The 19,073-nt window shown below is 53.7% G+C and carries 3 protein-coding genes; all 3 read right to left on the reverse strand.

The window, feature by feature from the left end:
- Positions 1–17: 17 nt before the first annotated feature.
- The 3 genes from P2W70_RS23065 to P2W70_RS23075 are packed head-to-tail and all read right to left on the reverse strand — an operon-like array spanning position 18 to position 19,070.
- Complete coding sequence (locus P2W70_RS23065) at positions 18–4,526, reverse strand: type I polyketide synthase (protein WP_276483896.1); 4,509 nt, start codon at positions 4,524–4,526, stop codon at positions 18–20.
- On the reverse strand, positions 4,513–12,414 hold the full coding sequence (locus tag P2W70_RS23070; RefSeq protein ID WP_276483897.1) for a non-ribosomal peptide synthetase: 7,902 nt from the start codon (positions 12,412–12,414) through the stop codon (positions 4,513–4,515). The genes P2W70_RS23065 and P2W70_RS23070 overlap by 14 nt, the downstream gene beginning before the upstream one ends.
- Positions 12,411–19,070 (reverse strand): non-ribosomal peptide synthetase, encoded by a 6,660-nt coding sequence (locus P2W70_RS23075; RefSeq protein WP_276483898.1) that lies wholly within the window; start codon positions 19,068–19,070, stop codon positions 12,411–12,413. Before P2W70_RS23075 ends, P2W70_RS23070 begins: the two co-directional genes overlap by 4 nt.
- Positions 19,071–19,073 lie beyond the last annotated feature (3 nt).

Below are 19,073 nucleotides of genomic sequence, written 5' to 3' on the forward strand. Positions count from 1 at the left end.
AACGTTGACTGCCGTCGTCAGATCAGCATTTTCTTACCGGTCCGGGCTGTCCGCGCCGACACCTGCGCTACCTGGTCAATGAAACCAGCCAGGGCGCCGGGATGCTCATGTTGAAAGAAATCTGTAAGGGTTATATTGATATCGAAAGCGTTCCTGATCCGCTTCAGCAACATCATCGCTTTCAGGGAATCGCCTCCCAGTTCAAAGAAATTATCATCGATGCCCAAGCCCGTAATCCCGAAGAATTGTTCAAAAAGTTCGGTCGTGCGCTTTTCCGTCTCCGTCTGTGCAGCACGCCACTGACTGGACAACCGTGGGCGCTCCGCCTTTTCAGGAACTGCTTCGTTCACCACTTCGTCAAGGTATACATCCTTCTTCACCTCGAATACACGATAGATCCTGCTGCTCAGTTCCTCTATCGTTTGGATCAACAAAGGTGTCCCTACCGGACCCAGGCTCCATTCAAACAATTCGATGATCTCATCGGGCCTCAAACAAGACCTTGTTGTACCGGTCTCGCGGCGTATATCTTTTTCATGAAAGACCATATCGCCCAGACCTACTCCCCGCCAGTTGGGCAGCTCGCCCGATCTGGACAACAAGAAGTGATCCATATAGGAATTAGCAGCCGCATAGGCGCAAAATCCCAGTCCACCCAGCACGGTTGAAAGGCTGGAGGTAAACCACACGAAGTCGGGCGTACGATGCCCGAAAATGCTATAGATATTTTCAATGCCTGTCACCTTTGGCGCCAGCAAGGTCTTAGCCCTGGCCGGCGTAATATCTTCTACCAGTTCGAAAAAATGATCATCGATTACACCAGCTGCATGAACGATCCCATGGATTGCCCCCAGTTGTGTTTCTACTGCCTGAACGACCTGTTCAAAAGCAACGGCGTCCGCAACATCGGCCTGAAAATAATGGACGGCATCGCTTATCGCAGTAAGTGCCTGGAAATGCGCAGCTGCTTCCTGCTTAAGCGATAACAGCGATCTTCGCCCCGTGAGCACCAGCGTTACGCCGTAGCGTTCCAGCAGGTATTTACCGATCACAAAACCTACATTTCCCAACCCACCGGTGATGAGGTAGATCCCTCCGGGGCGGATCTTCTGCCCGGAGACTACGCTCCTGGTATTTTTCTGAAACTCCTGTATCCAACGCTGGCCATTACGTAATGCGACCATCCTTTCACGCGCCCCCACATTCCCCCTGATCTCATCGGCGAGCATAGACCATAAGGGTTCGCCTTGTGCTTCCATCGGGAGATCGATATTAAAACAAGTAACGGAGTATTCCTGCGGCAGCACATTCACCAATCCCAACAAGAGCGATTGCCCGTGATCGCCGCTTTCGTTGCCCAATACCTTATGTAGTGCGGTCGTCAGTACCGCTATCCTCTTTTCTTTCAGGGTTCCCGACCGCAGCAAAGCCTGCACCAGCCATACCAGGGAAAAGAACAGGCGACAGCCGCCGGCATTCGTTTCATCAACAATGGTCTTATGAGGATCGATGCCCATCCCCCAGCCATATACGATATCCGTAATGACGATACCTTGCGCCCGAACAGCTTCCAGCAGCCGATCAAATTGACCGGGATCCGTTGGATTGATCGTATACCGGTCATTACCCTCCTGGTAAAAGCCATCCCCAACAAGAGCCTCCAGCACCCTGCACGATCCATCCGCATCCGCCAGGTGCCTTTTCAAGGATTCACCCAATGCACCATCGGCACCGAAAAGCAGGTATACACGGGAAGTCACCACTTGCTTTTCACAAAAAATGGTTCTTTTCCACAGCGGATGATACACCCAATCTTTTAGTGACTTGTTGTCGGAAAAACCTATGTTGATACCAGCCTGTAAATAACTTTTAACCGGGTCCACTTCGGTGGGATACTTTACCGGTTCAAACGAATAGGTCGGCAACGATACCTTGCGGCGCTGCTGCCCTTCGTACCAGGATGTCCAGTTAACAGGCACCCCACTGCTCCACAACTGACCAATGCGGTTCGTTAGGTAGTGCAGGTCATCGGCCTGCTCCCGGATACCACGTACCAGGTTCAACGCTGCCGGCAGCTCTGCGACCGGCTGCTGCTTCAGCAAACTGATCAGCGACTGGCCCGCCCCTACTTCCACAAATACCAGTTCTTCCCGGCTCCCTTGTTGAAGGATCGTTTGCAGCCCTTTGGAGAACTGCACCCCCTCCCGCATCTGCCGCACCCAGTAGTCCGCATGCGCCAGCTCTGACGCGCCTATGAACCCACCGGTAACGTTGGAGATAAAAGGGATCGTAGCCTTCTGGATCGATACGTGCTTCCAGTAGGGCAAGAACGAGGTGCCGGCCTCCTCCATCATTGCCGAATGAAAGGCATGCGACGTATGCAACACCCGGTATACAACAGCGTCGGCCTCCAGCGCCTGCGTCAGCCGGTCAATCGCAGCCAGTTCACCCGATAGCACAACCTGCTCCGGGCCGTTCACTGCTGCCAGCGACAACCCTTCCTGCAGGTATACCTGCACGGCTGCTTCACTCAGCGAAATACTCACCATCGATCCCGGTTGCGCGGCATTCATACAAGCACCCCGCCGCACAACCAGTTCAAGGCATTGCTCAAAAGCGATAACACCGCTTACGCACGCAGCCGTATATTCTCCCAGACTATGACCCAGCATATAACGCGGTACGATCCCCAGTTGACCCAGCCACATCGACAAAGCATATTCCAGCAGAAACAGCAAGGGCTGTGTATATTTTGTCTGGTTGATCTTACCACCTTCCTCACCATACAATATCGAACGATGGTCCTCACCCGTCAGCGATTGCAACAGCGAGAACCCTTTATCCATATAAGCACGGAACACCGCATCCTGTTCATACAGGTCGCGGCCCATACCCGCATACTGCGATCCCTGGCCCGAGAACAGGAACACGATCCCCACACTACGGTCAGCACTGCGGCGCACCTGCCCCGCAAGCCGCCCACCGGACAACTGATCCAGCAGATCGGCACGGTCGCGGAAAACCGTGGCACAACGGTACCCGAAGGCTTTGCGACCGGTCTGCAACGTATAACACAGGTCACCCAGGTTGAGGTCTGGTTCTTCGCTTAAAAAGTGCTGTAGCTTCTCCAGGTATCGCTTCACCGATTGTGCCGTCCGTGCCGACACCGTCAACAATTTATTCGCTGGTCCCGCGTCACTGCTTTCCACAGCCGGCGCTTCTTCCAGTATCACGTGCGCATTGGTGCCACCGATACCAAAGGAACTCACACCTGCACGCAAAGGCCAGTCGCCCCGGCGCACCCAATCCTGTAGCGACGTATTTACATAAAAAGGACCACCCGCAAAATCGATCTCCGGATTGGCCACTTCGAAGTGAAGGCTCGGAGGCAACTGACGGTGCTGCAAGCTCAACGCCGTTTTGATCAACCCAGCAACACCAGCAGCAGTATCCAGATGACCAATATTCGTCTTTACAGAACCGATAGCGCAAAACTTATCGGCCCCGCCTGTAGCAAAAGCTTCATTCAATGCACGAACCTCTACAGGATCACCCAACCGCGTTGCCGTACCATGGGCTTCTATATAACTGATCGAATCAGGGGATACGTTGGCCAGTTTATGGGCGGCCCTGATACATTCCGACTGTCCTTTTACACCGGGTGTGGTATACCCCGGTTTTTGTCCGCCATCGTTGTTGACCGATGTAGACTTTATAATCGCATAAATAGCGTCCTTATCTTTTATTGCCTCCTGCAAACGCTTCAACACGACCACACCTGTTCCTTCTCCTACCGATGTGCCGCTGGAAGCAGCATCGAAGGTTCGGCAATGCCCATCGTGCGAAGCGATCTTTCCGGCTTCGTACAAATATCCCTTCTTATGGATCGTCTTGATGGACACCGCACCGGCGAGCGCGATTGCACATTCCCGTGTCAGCAGGCTGCGACAGGCAAGGTGGATCGCTACCAGTGAAGTAGAACAGGCCGAATCGACAAACACAGCAGGCCCGCGTAAATTCAGTTTATAAGCGGTCAGGGTATTGACGAAGGCGGCATTGGTGATCATTTTTCGGTACAAGGGATCTATCTCCGACTTCCCCGACCTGGCGTAGGCATACATCTGCCAGTTACCATTGGATGAGGCGCCACCAAATAAACCGATCTTCTTCTGATCTACTTGCGAAGCATAACCGGCATCTTCGATCGCACTCCAGCAATGCTGGTGAAAGGCCCTTATCTGCGGATCCATCATCGCCGCCTCTTCCGCCGTATAGCCAAAAAAGGCAGGGTCGAAACAGTCCTTATCCTCCACGATCGCTCCGCAGGACGGCACATACAGTTCGTTCGACAGCAACGTCTCATCAACGCCCAGTGCACGCATCTCCTCTTTCGAAAAGAAGGTGATCGATTCATGACCTGCCTGCAGGTTCTGCCAAAACTGCCGGTGATCGCTGCTTCCCGGAAAACCCGACGACATACCGATGATGGCTATCTCCAGTCCATTGTATTGGCTACCTGTACTCATCCTCTTCGATATTGAATTTAGAAAACTCATCGACCAGCAACCCGGCATCCACCACCTGCTCTTCTTCCACCGCCATGCCAGGCACCACATGCTCTACCAGGGATTTTATACTGGGATATTCAAACAACTGCGCTACCGAAATATCTTTTTGCAGCAGCTGACTAACAGCTGCAGACAACTTTACAATGCGCAACGAGTTACCGCCCACCTCGAAGAAATTATCGGCGATACCGACCCTGTCCCTTCCCAATACTTCGCACCAGATAGCAGTCAACTGCTCCTCGAGCTCATTGCGCGGCGAAGCAAAGGAAACACCCGCTCCGTCCTCCACCGGTCCCGCCACGGGCAACCGGTCTTTATCCACTTTACCATTGGTTGTTAAGGGAAATGCATCGACGGCCCAGATATGCGCAGGCAACATCCAGGCAGGCAACTGCTGCGACAGGCGGTGACGCAGTGCCACCGGATCGATGTCAGCTGCCCCAGTCACATACGCAATCAATTCCTGCTCCCCGGTTTTATTGACCCCGGGCAATACCAATGCAGCATCGACCTGACCAGAACGGCACAACGCGTTCTCAATTTCGCCGGGCTCGATGCGGTAACCGCGTATCTTCAGTTGTGCATCTTTTCTTCCAATAAAAACGATATTCCCATCCGGCAGCCACTTCCCCAGATCACCGGTACGGTACATGCGCTCGCCGGCGCGGAAGGGATCTTCTACAAATCGTTCTGTTGTCAGCGCTTCCTTGTTCAGGTAACCGCGCGCTACACCGGCACCGCCAATGCAGATCTCTCCGGGCACACCAACCGGAACAGGAGCTGCTGCATCGGTCAACAAGTAGATATGAGTATGGGCAATGGGTTTTCCGATGATCACCGGCTCCCCGCTCTTCAATGGTGCCACAATACAACCTACCGTGGTCTCTGTTGGTCCATACTCATTGTATATTTCAATGGCAGGATTAATATGTTGTAAGATATCGACCTGTTCCGCCGTCAGTTGCTCTCCGCCAACGATAGCCCGCTGTATGGAAGTTCCCTGCAGGGGCAGGTACCTGAGCAGGTTGATATGCGAAGGGGTCAGCTTGATGCTGTTGATGCCGCTGTGTGACCGAAAATTGGCGGTGAGCACTTGTGACAGGTCTGCCCGGTGATCGAAGATCGTCAGTGTGCCACCCTGAGTCAATGTACAGAATATACAGGTGACCGTCAGGTCGAATGACAAAGAAGTAAATAGGCCAAAAGAAGCTGGCTCATGCCCCTTGAAATAATACTTATTGGCCCACTGTATGTAGTTGGAAAGATTGCTATGGGAGATTGCCACGCCCTTGGGATGGCCGGTAGAGCCCGATGTATAAATAACATACGCCAGTCCGTCCTTTTGTGACGGGGGAAGCATTGCCCTTGATCCTTCGATCCCATCCAGTTGTATATCCAGCGCCATCACCTGCCCACTGTAGTTACCCAGCTCAAACAGGTAGTCGCTCTGGGTCAGCAATACAGCGATCCCTGCATCTGCCATGATGTGCTCCCGGCGGGCCAGTGGGTAATCCGGATCGATGGGCACATAAGCTGCGCCGGCCTTAAGGATACTCCATATGGCGGTGATCATAGCCACCGACCGGTCGAGCAGGATGCCGATACGATCGCCCGGCTGAATGCCATAGGCCGATACAAGGTGAGCAGCCAGCCCGTCGGACTGTTCCTGTAGTTCGCAGTAAGTAAGGTTGGCATCGCCCGCCTGAACCGCAATTGCTTCGGGATGAAGCTGCACCTGTTGCCCAAACAGGTCGACAACAGGCCGGTATCCCTCGAAATTGGGCAACACCGCATTAAACGACACCAGTAGCTCCTGGCGCTCCGCTTCCCGGAGACAGGATAGCTCCTGATGAGCAACCTGTGGTTGCTCCACCATCTGTTGGATGAGGTATTCAAAATGACCGGATAGCGCTGTCATTTGCGCAGCATCGTACACCGATCCATTATAGTCGAAACGGATATGAAAGGAATCACCCGGTGTCACCATGATGGTAAGATCGAAATTGTTGCGGCCATACACTTCAAAACCCGTCATAGTGATAGCATGGCTTTCTTGTTGGTCAGCCACCTCCTGCTGCACCAATTCCTGCACGGGGAAGTTCTCAAACAGCATAATGTGGTTGAACAGTTCCCTGCCCTGCCCGGCAACTTCCCGCACGGCTCCCAAGGGTAGGTAGCGGTAGGGAAGGTTGTCCAGGGAAGCCTGTTGAGCAGCCCGCAACAAATCGGTTACCGTTGCCTTATTCGAAAGGTCGATCCGTACAGGGATCGTATTGATGAACATACCGATCATCTCTTCCACCCCCTCCAGCTCTGCAGGCCTGCCGGATACCACAGCACCGAAGACTACATCGGAACTATTGGTATACCGGGCCAAAACGAGCGCCCAGGCAGTTTGAATAAAAGTGCTTTCTGTAACACCCAGCGTCGCGCACAACCTTTGAAGTTGCTTGCGCAGTGGTTCATCCAGTGAAAACCCTACAAACTGCGGACGAAAAACGGTTCCATCCGCCGATTGCTTACCCGGCAATAGGCTCATCGTATCCATGCCGGTCAGGTATTGTTTCCAATACGACATTGCCAGTTCGCTATCCTGCTTGCCGAGCCATTTGATGTATTGTGCATAGGCGGGTGGTTTGGGAAGGTCCTCTACCCTACCCTGCAACAGCCCATGGTAGATCGCAAAGAACTCACGGATCAGTATACTCACACACCAGCCATCCATCAGGATATGGTGGTGACTCCACAAAAACTCATACTCCCCATCCGCTACCCGTACCACCTGCAAGCGCATCTGGGAACCCTCCTGCAGGTTGAACCCACGTGCCCGGTCTGCCGAACGCCAATCAGCCACATTAAAGCTGCTGTCTCCTGAACGGTCGGCATAATCAAAATCACCCAACACACCCTTTCGAACGATCTGCACAGGCTTATTCCCCAGGTCGTGCCGGAAGCTCGTCCGCAATACCGCATGACGCGCTACCAGACGCTGGTAGCTCTGCCCCAGCAAGTCGATATCCACCACCCCTGCTACCCGGTAACTCATCTGCTCGAAGTAGGCACCGCTCTGCGGCCACATCAACCATTGGTAATAGAGCCCCTCCTGCAACGGGCTCAACGTATATACATCTTCCAGGTCGCCTTTCGTATTCAACGCCAGGCATTGACCAATGCTTAATTCTTTATAGCCAAGATCAGAAGGCGTCAGGTATTCGCCAGCAGTATCAGACAACAGGTCGATCAACCCTTCCAGCTCCTGCCGGTAGGCTGTCATTAGTCGCTCCATCGTGGCAGCATCGTATTGACCGGTACTGTAGCTGATCGAGATACCCAGTTGACCACCCACCGTGATGCCCGTGATATCCAGCAAACAGTCACGCTGCCAGCCACCACCGATGTTGCGACCATGGGCCTCCCCCGAAGGAACCAGCACCTGGTCACCAGATCCGCCCCTGCCGAAGTCGCCGAGATAATTAAAATTGATAGCGGGACTAAGGCCATAGTCACGGCCACGCAGGTATCGAAGGATCCCATAACCGATGCCACGGCCGGGCACAGCCTGCAGGTCTTCCTTCACCCCGATCAGTTGCAACAACCGGTCGGCAGAACGCCCCATATCCAATAACACCGGGTACATGCTCGTAAACCAGCCCACTGTACGGCTGGTATCAAGGCCACCGCCGATGTCTTCCCGCCCATGACCTTCCAGGTTCACCAGTACACGGTTCAACCCCCACACACGCTTCAGCGCCAGACCAAGGCCAGTCAGCAAAACTTCATTGGGACCCGTACGGTAACTTTTATAACAACGCAGCAGGAAACGCTCCGTCTGTTCAGCCGTCAACGCAAAAGAACAGTTGGCAATCGACTCCTGCAGGTTACTGCCTCCTTCCCGGTCCACCGGAAGCGAGGCAAAGTCATGCTGCGACAACGATGACCAGTATTGATCTTCCTGCAGCAAAGCTTCGCTTTGCGCATACGATCCCTGCTGCAGCTGCCAGTCACGGAAAGCATCCGTCTTCAGTGGCAGCGTCAATGCTTCGCCTGCCTGGTGCTGCACATACAACTGCTCCAGGTCTTCCAGCAGGATACGCCACGATACCCCATCGGTCACCAGGTGATGGATCACCAACAGCAAACGGTCCTCCGCTTCCCCACGGAACAAACAGGCTTTTAACAGCGGACCCGTTTGCAGGTCCATACCGGATTGTATCTCCTCACAATGCGACACAAAACTATCCCCCGTCGCTCCTGTTACCACCGTAAAACCGTATCCCTGCGCCAATCCCAGGTTCTCCTGCACCCACCCTTGCGGCGTAGCGCGGAAGACCATCCGAAGTGCATCATGGTGTTTTACCAGTTCCATCAACGCTGCACGCAGGCCAGCCTCCGATAAAGGGCCACGGCTGCGCAGCAGCATCGATTGATTATAATGAGCAAATGCTTTACTCCCGTTGTTGAAAAACCAATGTTGTACAGGGCCCAGCGGCACCGCTCCCTGCACCACCTCCTGGCCAATGCTGCGGCCAGACAGGCTCATACGCCCGGCCAGTTCTTCCAGTACAGGGTACTGCAACACGTCCTGGATCGTTAAACTATACCCCCGTTGCTTCAGCCGCGACACCACCTGGATGCTCTTGATGGAATCTCCACCCAGCACGAAAAAATCATCACCGATACCAATGGGTTGCTTCTTCAACACCGCCTCGCACACTGCCACCAGCTGTTCTTCCGCATCGGTACGGGCCGCTACATACCCAGCACCACCACGTAAGCCATGCACAGCAGGATCGGGCAATTTCCGTTTATCGATCTTGCCATTCGTGGTCAGGGGCCAAGCATCCACCTGAACGAATTGGGCAGGCACCATATAAGCCGGCAATTGCCTCGATAACCAGCTGCGCAAAGCAGGCGCCTGCAAATCGGCATTACCGATCAGATAGGCCACCAGTTCCTTACCGCCGTCGGGAAGCTCCCGCACCACGACCAACGCCCCATCAATACTTTCATATTGCTGCAAGGCAAATTCTATTTCACCCACTTCTATCCGATAACCCCTGATCTTGACCTGCTCATCTTTGCGCCCGATGAAGACAAGGTTACCGTCCGGCAACCACTTCGCAAGGTCACCGGTGCGGTATATCCGCTCACCCGTTACAAAAGGGTTGGGTACAAATTTCTCCATCGTCAGGTCGGGCCGGTTCAGGTAACCGCGGGCCAGCCCCATACCACCGATGCAGAGTTCACCCACAACGCCCACCGGCACCAGGTTGCCCTGGTTGTCCAGTATATAGATCCTGTCATTGGCAATAGGCCTGCCAATGGGAATATTTTTATGCGTAAGGAGGCTTCCCTGATCGATGCGGTACAAACTGGCACAGATGGTTGTTTCCGTAGGACCATAAGCATTGAATAAAGTGCCGGTCTTGATAAAGGCAGCTACATCTTCAGGATTGGAAGGCTCCCCACCAACGATTAATTTCTTCAGGGAGGTAAGTTGATCGATCTGCAATTGGTGCAACAGGGCGGTGGGCAGGCCGGCTATTTCAATTTGCCGGTCGATCAGAAAAGCTTCGAGCAATGCAGGGTTCTTCCGGTCTTCGTCTTTAATAATGTGCATCTCCGCACCCGCCACAGGTGCCGAGAAGATCTCGAAAACCGAAACATCGAACGACAGGGAATAGAACTGCAGGAATTTCTCCCGCTGCCTGATCTCATAAACAGCATTCATCGCCTGCATGGAGTTGGCGAGTGAGGCGTGTGTGATCATCGCGCCTTTGGGCTCACCCGTCGATCCCGAAGTATAGATCACATAGGCCAACTGTGCACCATCGATGGCGGGTTGAGCCGGAATAACATCCGGTACAACCCCGGTAAGTTCAATATCGAGCGCCAGCAAAGCGCCGTCGTAATAATCCAGGTCAAAAATAAGATCGGTGCGCGTGAGCAACACCTTGAGGCGGGTATCCCGGAATATGAATTCCTTTCTGTTTCTCGGATGTTCCGGATCGATCGGCACGTACACACCCCCTGCCTTCAAAATGGCATAAGCAGCCACCATCATTTTTTCCGATCGTTCGATCATCACACCTACCAGATCTTCCTTACCCACCTGATACTGCTGCTGCAGGCATGCTGCGAGCAGATCGGATTGCTCATCGAGTTGCCGGTAAGTAAGCGTAACGCCTTCATACACGACCGCCAGGGCATCCGGAATGGAAGCAACCTGTTTCCTGAACAACCCGATCACATCCTGTGCGCCACCGAAGTTCACTTGCGTATCATTGAACACATGGAGCACCTGCCTTTTTTCTTCAACACTCAGGTAATCGAGCTGCTGCAAGGGCATAGCGGGTGCCTGCACGATCGCTGCCAGCAATTGCTGCAGGTGTTGGCAGAGCCGCTCAATATTACCATAGGAATATACATCGGGATTGAAAATAACCCGTAACTCGAGCGCTGTTACCGACTCGACAAAGTTGAGTACCATATCGAAGGCGCCGATGTATTTGGCAGCTCCTTCAAATTTTTTTATACTCAGTCCTTCCAATTGCTGCAGGGACTGCGGATCGGCATTTTGCAGCAATACCTGTATATCGAACAAGGGGTTGCGGCTGATGTCGCGCTGACCGCTCAATTGCTCTACCAATTCATCGAAGGGATAAGCCTGGTGTTCATAAGCACCGGTCACCGTTTGCTTTACCCCTTGCAACAAGGCATCAAACCCCTCTTCCGCTGAAAAACTGGTACGCAATGCCAGTGTGTTTGCATAAAAACCAATCTGGCTTTCGAGATCGGTATGTTGCCGGCCTGCGACCGGGCTGCCGATCACAATATCCGATTGCCCTGTATAGCGACAACAAAGGGTGTAACAGGCGGCCAGCAGTCCCATATACAAAGTAGCCTGTTGCTGACGGCAGAGCGCCTTCAGTGCACCGACCACTTTTTCATCCAGCACCATACCATAGTATTCACCATTGAAAGTCTTCACCGCAGGCCGTACCAGGTCGGAGGGCAATGGCAATACCGGCAGATCGCCTTTAAATTGCTGCAACCAGTACGTACGCAGACTGTCGTTACCGGCTACCTGTTTTTGCTGCCAGTCTACATAATCTTTATACTGTAGTTCCGGCGGCGCCAGGGGATCCGGCAGGCGTTGTTGTAAAGCATTATACACCGTAATGATCTCGCGTATCAGGAGGTTGATGGACCAGCCGTCGCAGATGATGTGGTGCAACACGTACGCAAACACCCATTGGTTATCAGTCAATTGGTACAGGTACAAACAAAGTAATGGTTGATCGAGCGCAAAGGGTCGGGCAAGCTGGCTTTCCAGCCCTTCGACCAGCGCTGTCTCCGGCGATGCTACTGTTCTCAGATCACGACACAGGATGCCGGGCCATGCACTATCCGCCGGAAGTATATATTGCCGTACGATTCCCTCCTCATTTTCCCGGAACACAGTGCGCAGACTCTCATGACGCTCCACAACACTCCGGCAAGCCGATTCCAGCAAATGAGGATGCAGGTCGCCTTCCAACTGGTACACACCCGACATATTGTAGGCGATACTCGCCTGCTCCGACTGGCTCAGTACCCACAGGCGCTGCTGCGCGGAAGACAGCGGATAATCCGCCTGCTCCGGCGCACGCGGAATGCGCTGCAGGCTTTGGCTATTTTTCTGGTGGGATTGAATAAAACCGATCAGTGCTTCTTTGTGCAGGCGGATGGCAGCCAGTAACTCGCTGTTCATCGCACCTTTCGGCGCCTGTACATCGAGACGGCCATCTATTACCCTGACACGAACCTTTAACGTTTTCAGGGTTTCATACAGCTCAGCGATCATATCGAAAATGTTTCAGTATTAGCAATAGCGTCGGCATCAAACAATTCACCGTTGGCCCACCTGATCTTTTCCACTTCGCCTGCAATCGCTTCGATGGTGGGCGCCACGAATACGTTGCGCATGTTGACGGTAACGTCCAGCTCACGCTGCAAGCGATTGACAAAAGCACCTACAGACAGGGAATTGGCGCCCAGCTCGAACAGGTCATCGCGGATACCGATCCTGTTCACATTGAGAATAGAGGCCCAGATCTTTTCGATTTGCACCTGCAGTTGGGTTACAGGCCCGAGATAGGTTGATAGCAATAGGCTTTCGTTTTCTGTTGGCCGGGGCAATGCTTTCCGGTCGATCTTCCCATTGCTGTTGAGCGGAAACGCTTCCACCAGCAGGAAGTGGGCCGGCACCATATAAGCAGGCAGGCTGTTCTTCAGGTAGTCTTTAATGGCCGGAATATCCGGTTCATCGCTGCGCAGCAGGTAGCCACACAACTGGTTCATGTTATTGCCGTCCTGGTATACGTGAACAATGGCCCCTTTCAGCTGCTCATGCTTTTGCAATACACTTTCTATTTCGCCCAACTCTACGCGGAATCCCCGTATCTTAACCTGGTTGTCTTTCCTGCCCAGGAATTGCATGTTACCATCCGGCAGAAAGCGCCCGAGGTCACCCGTTTTGTACATGACGCCACCGAGGCGATCGTTGAAAGGATCGGGCTTGAAAGCCGCGGCCGATTTCTCCGGATCATTGGCATAGCCCCGCGCCACACCTACTCCACCGATGTACAACTCACCCACCACGCCTTTCGGCACCGGTTGTCCATGATCATTCAAAATATAAAAGCTATTGTTCCAGATAGGACGACCATAAGGGATACTTGCCCAGGAGGGCAATACCGTTTCGATGGGATAGTAATTGGACCACACCGTTCCTTCTGTGGCGCCGCCAAGACTAATGACCGAAGCGGCCGGAAAGTAAGCGCGGATCTGATCGGGCAGCTTTACGGGTATCCAGTCACCGCTAAGAAAGACGAGGCGAAGATCGTTTTGCCGGAAGGGGTCGTTGGCTGCCGCCAGCTCACCGACCAGGTAATGCATGGTAGAAGGAACCGAATCCCAGAAAGTGATCCGTTCTTCGAGCAGCAATTGTTTCAGCCTGCCGATCTGTTGTACCTCTTCCTGGCGGGCAATCACTACGGTACCACCGGCAGACAAAATGCCGAATATGTCGTACACCGACAGATCGAAGCACATAGACGTGATGAAGAGCATCCGGTCTTCCGGCCCCACCTGAAAGGTTTTATTGACCCAATCGACGAGGTTCACCGCAGCATGGTGTTCGATCATCACGCCTTTGGGTCGGCCTGTCGATCCCGATGTATAGATGGTATAAGCGAGCTCACGGCTGCTGTGCAGTATGCCGGGATTGCCCGGATGGAAGTCTGCGAGTGCTTCCTGACTCATTAAAAGCATATCAATCCCGTCAAATGCCGCGGTAGCAAATGTCGTGGCATCGCTGACCACCAGCTTCACGGCCGAATTGCGGGCAATGTATTCCTGGCGATCTGCCGGATAGTCCGGATCGATGGGTACATACGCCGCGCCTGCCTTCAGGATACCATACATCCCGATGATCATAGAGAAACTGCGGCTCGCATGGATGCCGATATTATCGCCACCCTGTACCCCCTTTGCAAGCAGGCAGGCAGCGAGGCGGTTCGCCTCCTCGTTGACTGCCTGGTAGGTTAGTCCTACCCCATCCTGCCGCAGCGCCACAGCGCCGGGCGTCAGCGCAACCTGCCGCTCAAACAGCTTATCCAGCGTCATCGCCTGTTCATAGGGTTGCTCTGTATCGTTGAAGGTGGTCAGCAAGCTGGTCCTTTCATCTGCTGTCAGCAGGTCGAGCGCCACCAAAGGAGTATGCACCTGCTGCGCAAAAGCGCCCAGTATCCGGATATACAGTTCCAGCGCATAAGCCACTGCTTCGGTCTCAAAATAAGCGGGCGCATATTTGATCCGTGCCGTAAATCGGTCCAGTGTTTTACCAACCTCCACATCGAAAAGCGTATTGGTCATCTCGTGTGCCACCTCCAGGTCCGACACTTTTTCACCAGCCTCCAGTATATTGATCAGCGCATCTTCCCCCACGTCTTCGAAGCGGTGAAAATCCGTATAGTTCAGGATCGTATCGAAAACAGGATTGCCGACGGAAGTCTTATCGCCGATGAACCGGGCTATATCACTCAAATGCACTTCATGTGCCTTGACAGTAATGAGGTATTCGTTGACCTGTTTTACCAGCGACAACAGGTCTGTGCACTTACCTAGATCGATGCGTACCGGAATGGTGGTCAAAAAGCAACCGAGCATATTCTCACCATCCTCGATCTCCGGCCGCTCATGGGTCACTACCCCCGTCACCACGTCCTGTTCGGCGCAGATGATGTGCAGCAGACAAATATGGGCCGCCAGGCAGATCGCTTTGAAGGAAACCTGTTGTTGTTCGGATAGCGCTGTCAATTGTAGCAGCAACTCGCGGCTCACGGGTCGCTGCACTTTCAGCATCCCGGTGGCATCACTGATCCTGGTACCCTTATAATTGAAAGGAAGTTTATTCCGGGTATAACCCTGCAGCAGGTTTTTCCAATAGGATGCTGTTGCGCTGCCGGTCTGCCTGCCAAGGGTGATCGCACAATAATCCTTGTAGCTGTGTTTCAAAGGAGCAGGTTCCCCGCCGGTATAATTGGCAATTTCCGTTTTAAATACCGACACACTCCAGCCATCCAGCATCGCATGGTGAAAGCTGTAGGTAATGTAATGCCGGTCCCCTTCCAGCCGGAACAGGTTAATCCGCCACAGGAGTTCATTATCGAACCGCAGCCGCTTGTCGAGGTCCATGCGCACATAGTCCTGTACCCGGACTGTCTTTTCCCCGGTCGTCAACGCGCTCAGGTCTTCATAGGTCAGGGGCAACTCCAATGCGGGCAGCACTACTTTTGCAGGGCGGCTGAAACTGCTCATAAAATACCGGGTCCTGAGAATAGCATGACGCTGTACCAGACGGTGCAACCCCTCCAGGAACCGGTCGACATCATCGATCCGGATGATAAAAGAGAACTGATCATAATACACCGGTTCGGCCGGATTGAGCAGGGACGAAAAGATCATCCCCTGCTCGATCGGCACTACGGGATAAATATCTTCATAAACAGCGGGTAATATCTTTTTGGTAAGATCTTCCTCTTCGATGCCGGCAGCAAAAGCAGCTATGGCGGCATGGCCGGCCTGCAGGTACTCTTCTACGGTATTGGGTGCATTGGTAAGATCAGGGACAGCCAGCGACTCCGTCAGCGACTGCACGGTGGGATGTTCATACAGCTCATGCACACTGATCTTCATCCCCAGTTGCTTACGGGCATGTACGACCAATGTAATAGCCTTGATGGAATCGCCGCCCAGGGCAAAAAAATCATCATCGATACCAATGGGCGCCCGGCCGAGCACCTCCTGCCACAAGGCAACCATGGCCCGCTCCTGGTCCGAACGTGGAGCTGTGTATGGATTGCGTGCCCCGTCAGCTATTTCGTCAGGCGCTGGCAATTGCTTTTTATCCACTTTACCATGCGAGGTCAACGGCAAACGCGCAAGCTGCACCCATTTTGCCGGGATCATCCAGGCTGGTAACAAGGACGTGAGCCATCCCCGCAGGTTGTCGGTCGTGACGGCATCATCGATCACTACGTAGGCTACCAACTCTTTTTCACCAGGCCTGGTTTCTTTAACAACCACCACAGCAGCCTCCACTGCTTCGTGGCGGCAAAGCACCTGCTCTATTTCTCCCGGTTCAATCCGATACCCCCTGATCTTTACCTGATCATCCAGGCGGCCGAGAAACCGGATATTGCCATCGGGAAGCCATTGGGCCAGATCGCCCGTCTTATACACACGGCCTTTGCCCGTATAGGGATTTGTCAGGAAGCGCGCCTCCGTAAGCGCTGCGTTGTTCAGATAGCCGAGGGCGAGGCCCGCACCGCCAATGTATAGCTCGCCTGGTATGCCCACCGGGCACAATCCTCCGTACGCATCCAATATATAGATCTGCGCAGCGGCCGCAGGCTTTCCGATCAGTATGCGTCCTGGACCTGCTACTTCCGTAACAATGCAACCGACCGTTGCCTCCGTGGGACCATATTCGTTGTACACCCGCATCGCCGGATTGATCGCTTTCAAGGTATCGACCTGGTCCATCGTCAATTCTTCTCCCCCCACGATCGCACAGGATAACTGCGACGATCCGATCGGCAGCTGCTTCAACAGATTAATATGAGAAGGCGTCAGCTTGATGGTATCGATCGCAGTATTACTGAATACCTGCTGTAAGGTATCTCCCAGGTGTTGCTGTTGATCATAAATGGTCAGCGTGCCACCCAGCATCAGCGTACAGTAAATGCTGGTAACGGTCAGATCGAAGGTCAGGGAAGTAAACAGCGGGAACCCATGGATCGGTTTATACTGAAAATAGTAACTGGCAGCCCATTGAATATAACTGGAAAGATTGCTGTTGGAGATACAACATCCTTTAGGATTACCGGTAGAGCCGGACGTATAGATCACATAGGCCAGGTCATCCGGCTGCGTAACGACGCCTGTTGCCGTCGACGGTGTTGTGAGCGTGTCCAGTTGTGCGTCCATGGCAAACAGGTTGCCCGTATACCCAGCGAGCTGAAACAACTGATTCGTCTCTGTGAGGAGCAGTTGCAGACCGGTATCCTCCATCATGAACGCTTTACGGCTATCCGGATAGTCGGGATCTATGGGCACATAAGCAGCTCCAGCCTTTAGCACGGCCAGCAAGGCGATCACGAGGTACTCCGAACGGCCCAGCATGATACCAACCACATTGTTGGGCCGAATGGCACAAGAGTCGATCAGGTAATGGGCCAGCTGTGTTGCCCGTTCATCCAGTTGCCGGTAAGTAAGCGTATTACCGTTACCAACGAGGGCAGTAGCGTCCGGTGATATTCGCACACGCTCCTCTATACAAGCAACGGGTGCTTTCCAGGCGGCAGCAGCGGCAGTATCCCGGCCAAATGCTACCAGCTTGTCTTTTTCCTCCCCACTCAGGAGATCAAGTAAGGCTATCGGCTGCGCGGGATCGGCGACGATGGCGCTCAACAGGTGATTGACCTGTTGTACTATACGCAAGGCGGTAGCCCGTTCAAAAAGATCACTGTTGTATTCAACAGACAGGAGCAGCTCCTTGCCCGATTGCATGAACATGAACGTGAGATCGAATTTACTGACACGATGGGCACCCATTTCATAGGGCCCTACGTGCAGATGGCCGATCTGCCTGCCAGGATCGACACCGCCCTCGTGCAGGTCTATGAACACATCGAACAGGGCATTCCTGCCTGACTCCCGTTGCAATCCCAGTTCCGATACCAGCAAATCGAAGGGGTGATACCGATGTTCGTAGGCTTCCAGGGTAACCTGCCGCACGCGTTGCAGCAACGACACGAATCCCTCCATCGGCTCGAATCGGGTGCGCAGGGCCAGCGCATTCAGGTAAAGGCCAACCTGGTCTTCAAGGTCTGCATGCTCGCGGCCGGCCGCAGGACTACCGGTAATGATATCGTGCTGACCCGTGTGGCGAAACAACAGCACGTTGACCAGTGCCAGTAAGCCCATGAACAAGGTACATCCTTCTGCCTGCAGCAATGCCTGTAGCGATGCTACGTGTTCTTTATCGAGCAGCGCCTGCACCATGCCTCCTGCATAAGACCGTACAGCAGGCCGCTGTTTATCGAGGGGCAGGGAGAGTACGGGCAATTCACCGCCCAATTGACGCGCCCAGTAGGCAGCGTGTTGCCGGTCACCGCCGGCACGCAACAGTTCGTGCTGCCAAACGGCATAGTCTTTATACTGAAGACGCGCTGTCGGCAAGGAAGGCTGTCGCCCTTCCGTATGCGCAGTATAGCATTCAAGTAATTCACGGATCATGATGTCGAGCGACCAGGCATCGCAAACGATGTGGTGCATCACATAACAGCACACCCATTCCTCCGCCGCCAGGCGGAACAGACCCGCCCTGATCAGTGGCCCATTAGCAAAATCGAATGGCAGGGTCGCCATTTGCTGCAGCGCTGCGGCAAGTACTGTTTCTCCATCTTCCCGGCTGCTCAGGTCCCGGTGCAAGAACACGAAGCCGCAATCCGATAGCGGCTGTATCCATTGCCGGATCTCCCCCTCTTCGTTTTCCCGGAATGCCGTACGCAGACTTTCATGCCGCGCCAGCAATTGTACAAAAGCGGCCTCGAAAGCTTGCTCGTTTATCATGCCCTGCAAGCGGTAGGCCCTGGCCATATGGTAAGCCTGACTGCCTGCCGCTACCTGTCCCACCAGCCACAACCTGCGTTGCGCGGAAGAGAGCGGATAACTATCCTGCACACCCGTCAAGGGAATGGGCGCTGCGTAAGCTACCTGTTGTGCCGGCTGCTCATTGTCGTGCAGGAACTGCAACAGTTCCTCCTTTCGCTCGCGGATCGCCGCCAACAATGCCGGATCGATGGCATCCTCTCCGGCATAAACCTGGAGTTTCCCTTCTACCACTTCCAGCAATATGTTGTTGTCGCGGATATTTTGCAAGAGTTCTTTCATATG

It is taken from the genome of Paraflavitalea pollutisoli (assembly GCF_029360705.1).
GTDB classification, from domain to species: domain Bacteria; phylum Bacteroidota; class Bacteroidia; order Chitinophagales; family Chitinophagaceae; genus Paraflavitalea; species Paraflavitalea pollutisoli.